General features: G+C 42.5%; 13 protein-coding genes and 1 pseudogene. All 14 read left to right on the top strand.

Annotation, left to right across the window (positions count from 1 at the left end):
* Position 1 precedes the first annotated feature (1 nt).
* The 14 genes and pseudogenes from MLD56_RS17940 to MLD56_RS17875 all read left to right on the top strand — a co-directional run bounded on the left by MLD56_RS17940 (position 2) and on the right by MLD56_RS17875 (position 12846).
* A complete protein-coding gene (locus tag MLD56_RS17940; RefSeq protein WP_023989699.1) occupies positions 2-649 on the top strand; it encodes a response regulator transcription factor in 648 nt (215 codons plus the stop codon).
* A gap of 22 nt (positions 650-671) precedes the next feature.
* Positions 672-1202, top strand: a complete 531-nt coding sequence (locus tag MLD56_RS17935; protein WP_029515510.1) for a hemerythrin domain-containing protein — start codon at positions 672-674, stop codon at positions 1200-1202.
* A gap of 166 nt (positions 1203-1368) precedes the next feature.
* Positions 1369-2523 (top strand): nitrate/nitrite transporter, encoded by a 1155-nt coding sequence (locus MLD56_RS17930; protein WP_029515509.1) that lies wholly within the window; start codon positions 1369-1371, stop codon positions 2521-2523.
* Positions 2516-3535, top strand: a complete 1020-nt coding sequence (locus MLD56_RS17925; protein ID WP_029515508.1) for a ThiF family adenylyltransferase — start codon at positions 2516-2518, stop codon at positions 3533-3535. The genes MLD56_RS17930 and MLD56_RS17925 overlap by 8 nt, the downstream gene beginning before the upstream one ends.
* An 84-nt stretch (positions 3536-3619) precedes the next feature.
* Positions 3620-4063 carry a molybdenum cofactor biosynthesis protein MoaE gene (locus MLD56_RS17920; RefSeq protein ID WP_029515507.1) on the top strand — a complete coding sequence of 148 codons (444 nt, stop codon included), beginning with the start codon at positions 3620-3622 and terminating at the stop codon, positions 4061-4063.
* Positions 4056-4289: a MoaD/ThiS family protein gene (locus MLD56_RS17915; RefSeq protein WP_029515506.1), complete on the top strand. Its 234-nt coding sequence runs from the start codon at positions 4056-4058 to the stop codon at positions 4287-4289. The genes MLD56_RS17920 and MLD56_RS17915 overlap by 8 nt, the downstream gene beginning before the upstream one ends.
* 37 nt (positions 4290-4326) lie before the next feature.
* Entirely contained in the window at positions 4327-5343 is a 1017-nt protein-coding gene (gene moaA, locus MLD56_RS17910) for a GTP 3',8-cyclase MoaA (protein WP_029515505.1), read from the top strand.
* Positions 5344-5928: 585 nt separating this feature from the next.
* Positions 5929-6762 carry a BglG family transcription antiterminator LicT gene (gene licT / locus MLD56_RS17905; RefSeq protein ID WP_029515504.1) on the top strand — a complete coding sequence of 278 codons (834 nt, stop codon included), beginning with the start codon at positions 5929-5931 and terminating at the stop codon, positions 6760-6762.
* A 107-nt stretch (positions 6763-6869) separates the two neighbouring features.
* Entirely contained in the window at positions 6870-8783 is a 1914-nt protein-coding gene (locus MLD56_RS17900; protein WP_029515503.1) for a beta-glucoside-specific PTS transporter subunit IIABC, read from the top strand.
* Between the two features lie 30 nt (positions 8784-8813).
* Entirely contained in the window at positions 8814-10271 is a 1458-nt protein-coding gene (locus MLD56_RS17895; RefSeq protein WP_029515502.1) for a glycoside hydrolase family 1 protein, read from the top strand.
* Between the two features lie 146 nt (positions 10272-10417).
* Positions 10418-10581, top strand: a pseudogene (locus MLD56_RS17890) (methyl-accepting chemotaxis protein); the annotation flags it as partial.
* Positions 10582-10594: 13 nt separating this feature from the next.
* On the top strand, positions 10595-10945 hold the full coding sequence (locus MLD56_RS17885) for a hypothetical protein (RefSeq protein WP_029515501.1): 351 nt from the start codon (positions 10595-10597) through the stop codon (positions 10943-10945).
* An 86-nt stretch (positions 10946-11031) separates the two neighbouring features.
* A complete protein-coding gene (locus tag MLD56_RS17880; protein WP_029515500.1) occupies positions 11032-11838 on the top strand; it encodes an alpha/beta fold hydrolase in 807 nt (268 codons plus the stop codon).
* Between the two features lie 24 nt (positions 11839-11862).
* On the top strand, positions 11863-12846 hold the full coding sequence (locus tag MLD56_RS17875; RefSeq protein ID WP_029515499.1) for a sensor domain-containing diguanylate cyclase: 984 nt from the start codon (positions 11863-11865) through the stop codon (positions 12844-12846).
* The last annotated feature ends 13 nt before the right edge of the window (positions 12847-12859 follow it).

Genomic DNA, 12859 nt, shown 5'->3' with positions numbered 1-12859 from the left:
GATCAAAATTGTGTTAGCGGATGACCATGCTATTGTACGAAGCGGATTTTCCATGATTTTGAACTTCCAATCGGATATGGAGGTTGTCGGAACGGCTGCGGATGGCATTGAAGCGTATACGATGGTAGCTAAATATCGTCCGGATATTCTAATCATGGACCTCAGCATGCCCCCAGGCGAAAGTGGATTGATCGCCACAGGCAAGATTAAAGAAGACCACCCTGATACTAAAATTCTGATTTTGACCATGCATGACGATGAAGAATATCTTTTTCATATTTTAAAGAATGGTGCTTCAGGATACGTTTTGAAAAATGCTCCAGATGAGGAGCTATTACTTGCCATACGAACCATTCATGGGGGTGGGACTTATATCCATCCTAAAATGGCTACTTCTCTCGTTCGTGAGTTCATCAAAAAAGATACAACGTCACAATCAGAAGATCCTTATGAGATCCTGTCCAAGCGGGAACTGGAGATTCTGCCTCTGGTCGCAAAAGGTTACGGTAACAAGGAAGTTGCGGAAAAGCTGTTCATCTCTGTCAAGACGGTGGAAGCAAATAAAGCGAAGATCATGGAAAAATTGAATTTAAGAAGCCGGCCTGAACTGGTCCAATATGCATTAAAGAAAAAAATGCTGGATTTTTAGCCGATGAATGGAGGAAATCCGCGTGCTGGAAAATGAGAAACTGCGCTTTTCCAAACCTGCCATGCGTATTCTTGAAAATGAGCATCGATATCTAACATATCTGATGGATGAATGGCATGCCATTGTATTGTGGTTTGAGCAGCACAGAATACTAGATTTGGAAGAAGGCCGCAAGCAACTGGAAAAACTGAGAATGCAGATTCTCGACTTTAGGGTACCCCTCAAGAAACATACCGAAAAGGAAGAAGAACACTTCTTTTCTATGCTAGGAACCTACATTGGTTTTGAGCAGGGACCGCTCGTCGGTATACAGGAGGAGCACCGTGAAATAGAGGGCTATATCGATCATTTTCTTCATCAGACGGAGGGCGATTTGAGTTTGCTCACGCTTGATGACATTCAAGAGGCAGCCAAGAACGCGGGAGAGGCCTTTGAAGTGCTGACTGTACATTTTATAAAAGAAGAAACTGTACTTTTTCCTATGGCAGAGCAACAGATCAATCGGAATGATCTAACCAAGTTATGTGACAAATTAAATACACTTATCTCTTAAAAAGACCAAGCCGCTTCCTATAGAAGCGGCTTTTTTATATTTTCAGGGAGTCCCCTGTCGGGTAAAGGGGAGTCCCCTATATTCGAACAGATCGGCTAGCGGCTACAATGGGGACAGAAATTCAATTTAATAATTCGACAGAAAAAACGTTGAAAAGGTGAGTTAAATGATTAGAAAAATGCAGTTACCGTTACAAACATTGAACTTGATTCTTGGATTCATGGTATGGGTTATCATTTCTTCGCTTATGCCGTTCATTACGGAGGATATTGCTATTCCGCCCGGAAAATTGGCCATGGTCACGGCGATTCCGGTCGTGCTTGGTTCGATTCTGCGCATCCCGCTTGGTTATTATGCCAACATCTTCGGAGCAAGAATCGTTTTTCTCGTTAGCTTTATTTTGCTTTTGTTTCCCGTCTACTATATCAGTGAAGCTTCTACGATGACGGATTTAATTATTGGTGGCTTGTTCCTTGGGATTGGAGGAGCTGTGTTCTCGGTTGGGGTGACTTCGCTGCCGAAGTATTATCCAAAGGAAAAGCATGGGTTTGTAAATGGAATGTATGGTATAGGAAACTTGGGAACAGCCGTCACTACCTTCTCGGCCCCTATTGTGGCTACCCAAATCGGCTGGGCCCCTACAGTGAAGCTGTATCTCATTCTGCTGCTTGTTTTTATCGTTTTGAATTTCTTCTTTGGGGATCGTCATGAAGCTAAAGTGAAGACGCCCATTATGGAGCAGATCAAAGGGGTTTATAAAAATGAGAAGCTTTGGTTTTTCTCGCTCTTTTATTTTATTACATTTGGCTCATTTGTAGCGTTCACGGTGTACTTGCCGAATTTCCTGGTATCAAATTTTGAACTGACCAAAGTGGATGCAGGGATGCGTACAGCAGGCTTTATTGCGATTGCTACTTTCTTCCGCCCTATCGGTGGCTGGCTGGCGGATCGGTTTCAGCCTCTGTTCCTGCTGGTAGGCACGTTCTCTGTTTATACGGTCGCTGCGATTCTTTTGGCTTTTTCACCAGGGATCACCCTTTATACAGTAGGCTGCTTGGCGATCGCTGTATGTGCTGGAGTAGGGAATGGCGTCATCTTCAAGCTAGTTCCATTTTATTTTAATAAACAAGCAGGTATAGTTAACGGAATTGTATCCATGATGGGCGGTCTCGGTGGCTTTTTCCCTCCGATCTTGTTGTCGACGATTCATGCCGCTACTGGCCATTACTCCATTGGATTCATGCTGCTCTCCCAAGTGGCGCTGGCTAGCCTGATCCTCGTCATATGGCTGTATTATCAAGGGACACAATCTAATGAATGAGCGTTATTCCAGACAGATCTTATTTAGACCCATTGGTGGCGAAGGGCAGCGTAATCTATCCGCTGCTGTCGTCACCATTATCGGTTGCGGGGCACTGGGTTCTGCCATCGCCGAAACACTGGTAAGAGCGGGCGTTGGGGAGCTCCATCTTGTTGACAGGGATTACGTAGAGATGTCGAATCTGCAACGTCAGCAGCTGTTCACGGAGCAGGACGCCGCGGAAATGCAGCCCAAGGTTATGGCAGCCGAAAAAAGGCTGAAAGCCATACGAGAAGACGTGCGCTTGCACACATATCTCGATAATTTAGATGCTGAGCTTGTTCTAGAACTTGCCAGCAAGAGTATATTACTGATGGATGCTACGGACAATTTCGAAACTCGTCTGCTGATCAACGATGCTGCACTGAAGGCAGGAATTCCATGGATTTATGGAGCCTGTGTTGGAAGCACAGGCGTTGTTTTTCCATTCGTGCCGGGCGAGTCAGCTTGTTTACGCTGCCTTCTGCCATCGCTGCCTGCGATCAATCAGACCTGCGATACGGCTGGAATCATCTCACCCGCAGTCCAGGTGACAGCCGCCCTCCAATGTGCAGAAGCCATGAAGTGGCTGAGCGGCGGACGTGATAAGATGCGTCGCAAGGTTCATCTATTTGATTTATGGGAGAACACGCAGATGGACATAGGGATTTCCCGCATCCGTAACCAAGATTGTCCAACCTGTGGAGAACATCCTACGTTTCCTGCACTGACAGCATCACGTCGCTCGGCGTATGCTGCTCTGTGCGGACGGAACGTTGTACAGGTTCTTCCAGACCCACAACGTCCGATCACGCTCGATGATGCAGAAAAAATGGGCAGGCTTATAGCAGATCGTGTAAAAAGAACCCCTTATTTCGTTGAATTTTATGCTTTTAAGCATCGAATGATTTTATTCAAAAACGGAAGGCTTCTCATACACGGTGTACGGAGTGTTGCCAACGGTCAAAAACTATATCATCAGCTGTTCGGTTAAATGAGATATAGATACAAAAAGCAGAAATATTTAAAGAGTCTGTCACCGGAGAGTGGATTGTCCGGGGGCTGGAAGGTGGAAAAGATGAGTGTATTTGAAATCGTGACGGAGCCCATTATCCCGCAGGCTTATGCGGATTATGTCCTAAGGCCGGAAGCAGGAGCGGTGACTATTTTTACAGGGCACGTACGAGAATGGACTCAAGGCGTACGGACCTTATACCTTGCTTATGAGGCCTATGTCCCCATGGCCCAAAAAAAACTCACAGAGATTGGTCGCGAAATCGAACAGAAATGGGAAGGGACGCGAGTGGCAATCGCGCACCGCATTGGCGAGCTTCAAATCGGTGATATCGCCGTTGTCATTGCCGTTTCTTCACCTCACCGTTCGGATGCGTATAAGGCAAATGAATACGCGATCGAACGAATTAAAGAAATAGTTCCTATTTGGAAACGAGAGATTTGGGAAGATGGAACGCAGTGGGTCGGAGATCAAAAGAAAAAGCCGGGGGAGATCAGTCATGATTAAGCTGTACTACTTTGCGGGACTCCGTGAGGTGACGGGAAAAACAGAAGAATTGGCAGATTTGGCGGGCCAAACGGTAGGCGATTTATCCAATTGGATAACAGATCAATATCCAGATATGCCGATCGAGTCTGTGCGAATTGCGATAAACGAGGAGTATGCGTTGTCTACGGATGTATTACAGGATGGAGACATTGCAGCCTTCATTCCCCCAGTCAGCGGTGGCTAATAATAACGATGCTAAACAACTAGAAAGGAGAGGGCGTATGAATTTTTATCCACTGAAAGACACGTTGCAGCGGCCAATTCGTGACCTGCGTATATCGGTTACAGACCGCTGCAATTTCCGTTGTTCCTATTGCATGCCCAAAGAAATATTCGGTGACGATTACGCCTTTCTTCCTCAAAATGAATGTCTGTCGTTTGAAGAGATACACCGGCTAACGAAGCTCTTTGTATCCCTGGGTGTAAAAAAGATCCGACTCACGGGCGGCGAACCATTAATGCGCAGGAATCTATCCGACCTGGTCTCCCAAATCCTGTCCATTGACGGAGTGGAAGATATCGGCTTGACCACCAATGGTGTGCTGCTAGGACAGCAGGCTAAGCCTCTCTATGACGCGGGGCTACGACGGCTTAATGTCAGTCTGGACGCTCTGGACCCTGAGCTATTTGGGCGATTGAATGGGCGGGGGATTAAGCCTGATTTTATTTTGAAGCAGATCGAATATGCAAGAGAAATCGGCTTTGAAATCAAGGTCAATATGGTCGTTCAAAAAGGCGTTAATGACTCGGAGATTTTGCCGATGGCCGCTTATTTTAAGGAGCAGGGAATAACCCTTCGCTTTATCGAGTTTATGGATGTAGGGAATGACAACGGATGGAGCTTCAAAAAGGTACTAACCAAAAAACAAATTGTTGAACGACTTAAGAATGCGTACGAGCTGGAGCCGATGGATCGGGATTACTTTGGAGAAGTGGCAAAACGTTACCGTTATAAAGACAGCGACGCACAGATTGGTTTTATTACTTCGGTTTCTGAATCATTTTGTTCGTCTTGTACACGCGCCCGCTTATCGTGCGATGGCAAGTTTTATACATGTTTGTTTGCTTCAGGCGGATTCGATTTACGCCAGATGCTTCGTAATGAAGCGGATGACCAGGAACTACTCGATGTGATTACTTCAGTATGGGAACAACGTACAGACCGGTATTCCGATGAACGTACGGAGCAGACAGCTAACAACAAAAAAAAGATTAACATGTCCTACATTGGCGGATGACATTTTATACCATGATAGTGTGTTGTATTTGATGTGGTTGCTCCGAAAAAGAAAGCGCAAACATTTTTGTTGGCAAAACTTAAATTCGATGTTATTATGATTTTGGGATTGTTACTGAAAAGGCAAAACCCGAGGCATGGAATTCAATTTCCATGTGTTGGGTTTTGCCTTTTCTTTTTAGAATACATGCTTTGCGATATCCTGCATGATATGAAAATCTGCCCAGCCATAACGCAGAAAGGTGAGTGATATAAAGCCTTACAAGTGCTGAACAACAAAGATGATGACGTCGACCAACGAATCGACATCCCAAAAATGATGTCATGGGACGTGGTTAACCGACTATATCCATTTTCAGAACGGAATATCAGATCGGTTTGGGAGCACTCAAGATCAATGATGGAAAACGTAAGGCTTTGTCTCTTATTATGAATGCGTTTTCATAACACGGAATTGTAAATCAATACATTTGAATTTGATTTACGACGAAGATTTGATCGGCTATTACCGTCTTGTGACCTATCTGAAATTTCGCCCAGCATCTAAATCCTTTTTTAAATTTGATGGGATAAGGGGGGCAGTTAGATGATCATAACGAAGATCTTTAATAACAACGCCATAATAGCCAAAGATCAAAAAAGAGATGAATTTGTTGTTATGGGTCGTGGTATTGCATTCAAAAAGAATGCAGGCGAACAAGTAGAAGAGCATCTAATTGAAAAGGTCTTTGTGCTTAAACATAAAGATGCTTCAGAGAAATTTAAGTTATTGTTAGAGGATGTTCCATCAGAATATGTTTCGTTATGCTATGACATCATTGAATATGGAAAAAGCATATTAGAAGTACAATTGAGCGATTATATATATGTTTCGCTTACGGATCACATGAACAATGCATTTAAAATGTTTGATGAAGGGTTTAAAAATGCAAATCCGTTAATTTGGGAGATCAAAAAATTTTATCCTAAAGAATTTGCGGTTGGCTTAAAAGCACTGGAGTTTATTGAAGACGAAACAGGCAAACGATTGTCAGAAGATGAAGCAGGTAATATTGCTCTTCATTTAATCAATGCTCAAGTAAACAGCTCCTACAACAAGGTAGCAGATGTTGCTCAGCAAACTCAAAAAATACACGACATCTTGAATATTATTAAATACTCTTATAATACCACCATAGATGAACACTCGATCAGTTATGAGCGATTTATTACACATTTAAGATTCTTCTTTCAGCGATTAAATAAAAAAGAAAAAGTAGAACTGGAAGACGACTTTTTATGGAGGCAAGTGAAAGCAAAGTACAAAAAGGCTTATGGCTGCATGCTGAAGATTGAGAAATACTTGGATATGGTATTGTCAGATGAGGAAAAGCTGTATATCACGATTCATATTCAGCGTGTGACCCAAAGACAAAATTGAATAACTCTTGGATTGTTACTGGTAATGCAGGCGAAACCAACCTAGATCGAATTTGATCTATTTTGGTTTCGCCTTTTTTTATAAATACAATTAAAGGGGAAATTACAATGAAGTATGAGACATTAGCAAAAGACATCATCAGAAATGTCGGCGGCAAAGAAAATGTGAATAGTCTAACTCATTGTATTACACGCTTGCGCTTCAAACTAAAAGATGAAAGTAAAGCCAATACAGAGGTTTTGAAAAATATGGATGGTGTTGTCACTGTGGTAAAGAGTGGCGGGCAATACCAGGTTGTTATAGGTAACCATGTACCTGAGGTTTATGCTGATGTTACTGCTGTGGGTGGTTTTCAGACAGGAGATTCAGAAGAAGCATCTGGTGAAAAAATGAGTTTGTTCAATAGATTCATTGATACTATTTCAGGTGTATTTACACCCACGTTAGGTGTCTTAAGTGCCACAGGTATGATTAAGGGCTTCACTGCCCTATTTGTAGCTTTGGGCTGGCTGACCACTACATCGGGTACCTATCAAATTCTCAATGCTTTAGGTGATTGTTTATTTTACTTCTTTCCTATTTTCCTGGGGTATACGTCAGCTAAAAAGTTCAATGCCAACATTTTCATAGGTATGGCTATAGGTGCATCCCTTGTGTACCCCACATTTAGCACGATAACAGCCTCGGGCAAACCACTATACACTCTATTTAGCGGTACTATATTTGAGTCACCGGTATATATCACCTTCTTAGGCATTCCGGTCATTCTGATGAGTTATGCGTCAACAGTTCTTCCGATTATCATATCCACCTATGTAGGCTCAAAAATAGAAAATTTCTTTAAAAAGGTAATCCCTAGCGTAGTGAGAACATTTTTGGTTCCGTTTTTCACATTGTTAGTTATTGTACCCTTAGCATTGATTGTGATTGGACCTCTCTCGACTTGGGCAGGTCAACTGCTTGGGGCAGCAACCCTCTTTGTGTATAACTTAAGTCCAATGATTGAAGGCATAATCATGGGCGCTTTCTGGCAAGTGTTTGTTATCTTTGGATTACACTGGGGACTTGTTCCTATCGCTATGAACAACTTAGCCGTGCTTAAATTCGATCCGATTCTTGCGGCTACGCTGGGAGCTTCCTTTGCTCAGACGGGCGTCGTACTGGCAATTTTGTTTAAAACCAAAAATGTAAAACTGAGATCACTTTCCATTCCAGCTGTCATCTCCGGGATTTTTGGTGTGACAGAACCAGCGATTTACGGGATTACATTACCACGTAAGAAACCATTTATTTTAAGCTGCATAGCATCTGCAGTAGGCGGCGGTATTATAGGAATGATGGGAACGAAAGGTTATATCATTGGTGGATTGGGTATTTTTGCTATCCCGAGCTATATCAGTCCGGCAGGAATAGACAGCGGATTTTATGGGGCTGTTATCGGTATCCTGGTAAGCTTTGTATTAGGCTTCTTGCTTATGTTCTTTGGCGGATTTAAAGATGATGAAGTGAAAGAAGCTAAAAAGGAAGATAACACCTCGGGAGCAGCTAAAGGAGAAGTTTTAGTAAAACAAGAGACGGTGATGAGTCCATTAAAAGGTGAAGTGAAGTCTTTATCTGAAGTAACAGATGAAGCCTTTTCGACAGGTGCCTTGGGTAAAGGGATTGCCATTGAACCTTCTGAAGGTAAGGTCGTTTCACCTGTAGATGGTGTATTAACATCATTATTTTCGTCAGGTCATGCGATTGGCATTACAAGTGACCACGGGGTTGAGGTCCTCATCCATGTAGGCAAAGATACGGTCAAATTAAAAGGCAAACACTTTTATCCTAAAGTAAAACAGGGGGATGCTGTTAAAAAAGGCGAGCTGCTTATGGAGTTTGATATGGAAGCTATAAAAGAGGCTGGGTATGTTTTGACCACACCTGTTATCGTTGCCAATACTACGAATTACCTGGATGTCATTGAAACAGAGAAAAAGGCAATTGAGTATCAAGAGGACTTATTGACCGTCGTAGTCTAATCCTAATTAATGTTGAGGAGGAATTAAACAATGAAAAATACAACTACATTGGAATTTCCACAAGGATTTTTATGGGGAGGTGCAACGGCTGCCAACCAATTTGAAGGTGGATATAATGAAGAAGGTAAAGGCTTAAGCACTGCTGATGTGATTACGGCTGGAACGCATACGACTTCCCGAAGAATTACACCTATGCTGGAAGAAGGAGTGAACTACCCGAGTCACGAGGCTATTGATTTTTTCCACCGCTATCAAGAGGATATCCGCTTATTTGCAGAGATGGGATTCAAGGTCTTTAGGATGTCCATTGCGTGGTCAAGAATATTTCCTAACGGAGATGATGCAGAGCCGAATGAGCAAGGCTTGCAGTTCTATGATCGTGTATTCGCAGAATTGAAAAAGTACAATATTGAGCCTTTGGTTACAATCTCACATTATGAAGCACCGTTTCATTTGACCCAAAAATATAATGGTTGGTCAGATCGCAGAGTCGTAGATTTTTATGTGAGATATTGTGAAGTGCTTTTTAACAGATACAAAGATGTCGTAAAATACTGGTTAACCTTTAATGAAATCAATATTTTAACCTTGTCATTTGGAGCATTCATGGCTGGAGCTATGATGCCGGAGGGGAATGGAGAGCTAGCCCATGCTACAGTGAAGGATGAGCAGGTTCTGTATCAGGCGTTGCATCATCAATTTATTGCCAGTGCAAAGGCTGTAAAGCTGTGTCATGAAATCAACAAGGACTTTAAAATCGGTTGTATGATTGCTTATATGTGTTCCTACCCACTTACATGTCATCCTGATGATATTCTGCTGGCTCAACAAAAGGATAACTTAAGTAATTTCCTATGCTCAGATGTCCAAGTAAGAGGAGCTTATCCGGGATTTGCCAAACGCTATTTTAGAGATCATAACATTCAGATCACAATGCAAGAAGGAGATGAGGACATCTTAAAAGAAGGCTGCGTAGATTTCTATACTTTCAGCTATTATTCTTCTACTTGTGTCAGTGCCGATCCTAACCAGGAGAAAGTGGGAGGGAATTTATCTATGGGCTTAAAGAATCCTCATTTAAAAGCAAGTGCCTGGGATTGGCAGATCGATCCACAGGGATTGAGATGGTCCCTCAATAATATTTATAACCGATATGAAATCCCGTTAATGGTTGTTGAAAATGGTCTTGGCGCCGTAGATACAGTGGAAGAAGATGGCTCCATTCACGATGATTATCGAATTGATTATCTGAAGCAACACATTGAGCAAATGAAAGAAGCAATTGCTGATGGAGTGGACCTAATAGGGTATACGCCATGGGGATGTATTGATCTGGTCAGTGCGGGAACCGGAGAAATGAAAAAGCGTTATGGGTTTATATACGTCGATAAGGATAATGAAGGCAATGGGACACTTGCCAGATCTAGAAAGAAGAGCTTTTATTGGTATAAGAATGTGATCGAAACCAATGGAGAGCAGTTGGATTAGATCTTAATGCCTGTTTCATAAAAGTCATACCATCAGCGCGTGCCAATCTTAATCGGTACGCGCTGCTTCACTAAATACATGGGATGAAAATGACGAAATAGAGGGTAGGGCTGATATCAAAATTTGAGGAAGTGGATACATATTACCTGCTTGGATTAAATGCTGGATTGAAGCTGCTCGGGTGGGTGACGCAGGAGCAGGTTTTGGGGTTGTCGCTACAGAAATCTGCAAAATGTCTACGGGCACCAAGGAAGCAACAGGGCGTATTGAACAATCCTTGCAAGCCGTCAGACAACCAGTGTATAAGATGGGTGGTTACATGTATGAATTTGAATGAGTTGAATGAACAGAGTTACACAGAACTAGAGGATTATTGGGTGCGTGTATTTCTAAATGTAGTACAAGATCAGGATAAGGAGAACTGGGTGATTCCTTATTACAATACATCCTTTTCTAATGGTCAGAAAGTCATGGATATGAACCCCATTTTTTCGGCTAAATCAAAAATAAGTCATAAATCCATCAGAATCATTCAAGAAACGGTTAATGAAGAGGATGACGTTCACTATTGGTTAGATACAAATGGGAAAAACGAATTGGTTATTATTTGTTCCTTATCACAGCAACATGTGCACAAGGTAAAAGGGATCATTGAACGCTGGATTTATGAATGAGAGTCATTATCCATAATCGAAACTTTTCCGATATAATAGGGAAGAGAAGCCATAGAACAGATACTACCTCAGAGAGGTGATTTACGTTGACCGTTGATATTCTCCTACGTAATAATATAAAAGTGCTAGGCACAGGTAGCCAGACGATTGTGTTTGCTCACGGCTTTGGATGCGACCAGGATATGTGGCGTTATATTGTCCCTAGCTTTATCGACAACTACCAAATCGTCTTATTTGATTATGTTGGTTCGGGAGATTCTCAAATAAAGTATTATGATTCGAAAAAATACAGTGACTTGCAAGGGTATGCCCAGGATGTGCTGGATATTATGGAAGCGTTAGACTTAAGAAATACCATATTCGTCGGACACTCCGTTAGCAGCATGATCGGAATGCTCGCATCGATCCGCAGCCCTCAATATTTTGAACGCATTGTCATGCTCGGTCCTTCTCCACGCTATGTGAATGACCTGCCTTCTTATTATGGGGGCTTCGATAAGAGTGATATTGATGAATTACTGGATATGATGCAAATGAACTTTATTGGCTGGGCTAGTTACATGGCGCCCATTGCTATGCAGAATCCCGAGCGAGGGGACTTAACCGAAGAATTGGAAAAGGCATTTTGTTCAAGAGATCCTCATATTGCACGGCAATTCGCAGAGGTTACATTTTTTTCAGATTGCCGTGTTGATCTTCAGCATGCTTCGGTTCCTACACTTATTCTCCAGTGCTCAGATGATAGTATTGCTCCGATTGAGGTAGGGGATTATTTGCATACCCATCTTAGAAATAGCAGACTTCAGCAGATGAGAGCAAAGGGGCATTATCCTCATTTAAGCCAACCAGGAGAAACGAGCGATTTAATCAAAGAATATTTAGCTAGTGTGTAATATCGAAAGAAAGGCAGTCATTTAATGGATATTCAATTAGATAAAGCTCCTTGTGGTTACTTTTCAATTTCGGATGCCGGGATCATTCAATCTGTAAATCAAACGTTATTGGACATGCTTCTGTATGACCGTAATGAATTGCTCGGACGGCCGATTGAAACAACAATGTCTGTTACGAACAAGCTATTTTTTCATACTTATTTTTATCCCTATATTCAGTTGTACGGGCATGTCGATGAGATGTACTTTTCGTTTCGGACAAGTGATCGACAGGATGTGCCTGTACTTCTGAACGGGGTTCGTCAGGAACGAAACGGAGAAACGGTTATTGATTGTGTCGTGCTTATGATGCGTAAGCGAATTGAACATGAGAGAGATATCCTGCAGACCAAAACCAAGCTTCAGGAATTATATCAGGCCACGAATGAAGCGAATCAGAAGCTTGAACGGTTGCACGAAGAATATGAAATCAAACAGCAGGAGCTAGTAAGGATCAATCTCCAGCTTGAAACGATGGCATCCACGGACCCGTTAACTGGCCTCAAAAATAGAAGGTATTTCCAAGATCAATTACTAGCTAGCCTCGCGTCCTTTCATGAGAGCGGAATATCTTTTTCGCTGCTTATCATTGATATTGATCGTTTCAAAAGTATTAACGACACTTATGGTCATCCGGTGGGCGATCTGGTGCTTACGAATCTGGCAGAATTACTGCAATCCATGTCACGGGAGATGGATATTGTCGCTCGTTATGGTGGCGAGGAGTTTGTCATTATTCTTCCGGGCAACGATCAAGAGGAAGCCATTCGTACGGCAGAAAAATATCGTTCCATGACGGCCTCAAGGGATTGGGGAGAATACAGCATTACTGTGAGTATTGGCGTGGCAACGGTTACGCAAGCGGATACGGAACAAACAATTGTTCATCAAGCGGATTTAGCTCTGTATGCTTCCAAAAGTGGCGGGAGAAACCGGGTCACGCATGCAGCAAGTCTCGTAAAGAAATAAATGAGGCTTCAAT

The sequence above is a fragment of the Paenibacillus peoriae genome, from assembly GCF_022531965.1.
GTDB classification, from domain to species: Bacteria; Bacillota; Bacilli; order Paenibacillales; family Paenibacillaceae; genus Paenibacillus; species Paenibacillus polymyxa_D.
Note: the sequence above shows the minus strand (reverse complement) of the source record. Positions and strands in the feature narration are given on the sequence as shown.

What these genes read in the sequence shown, in the direction of transcription:
- MLD56_RS17900 (WP_029515503.1), top strand. Translation starts at nt 6,870, where the DNA reads ATGAAGTATGAGACATTAGCAAAAGACATCATCAGAAATGTCGGCGGC.
- MLD56_RS17920 (WP_029515507.1), top strand. Translation starts at nt 3,620, where the DNA reads ATGAGTGTATTTGAAATCGTGACGGAGCCCATTATCCCGCAGGCTTAT.
- MLD56_RS17895 (WP_029515502.1), top strand. Translation starts at nt 8,814, where the DNA reads ATGAAAAATACAACTACATTGGAATTTCCACAAGGATTTTTATGGGGA.
- moaA (WP_029515505.1), top strand. Translation starts at nt 4,327, where the DNA reads ATGAATTTTTATCCACTGAAAGACACGTTGCAGCGGCCAATTCGTGAC.
- MLD56_RS17915 (WP_029515506.1), top strand. Translation starts at nt 4,056, where the DNA reads ATGATTAAGCTGTACTACTTTGCGGGACTCCGTGAGGTGACGGGAAAA.
- MLD56_RS17930 (WP_029515509.1), top strand. Translation starts at nt 1,369, where the DNA reads ATGATTAGAAAAATGCAGTTACCGTTACAAACATTGAACTTGATTCTT.
- MLD56_RS17885 (WP_029515501.1), top strand. Translation starts at nt 10,595, where the DNA reads ATGAATTTGAATGAGTTGAATGAACAGAGTTACACAGAACTAGAGGAT.
- MLD56_RS17925 (WP_029515508.1), top strand. Translation starts at nt 2,516, where the DNA reads ATGAATGAGCGTTATTCCAGACAGATCTTATTTAGACCCATTGGTGGC.
- licT (WP_029515504.1), top strand. Translation starts at nt 5,929, where the DNA reads ATGATCATAACGAAGATCTTTAATAACAACGCCATAATAGCCAAAGAT.
- MLD56_RS17875 (WP_029515499.1), top strand. Translation starts at nt 11,863, where the DNA reads ATGGATATTCAATTAGATAAAGCTCCTTGTGGTTACTTTTCAATTTCG.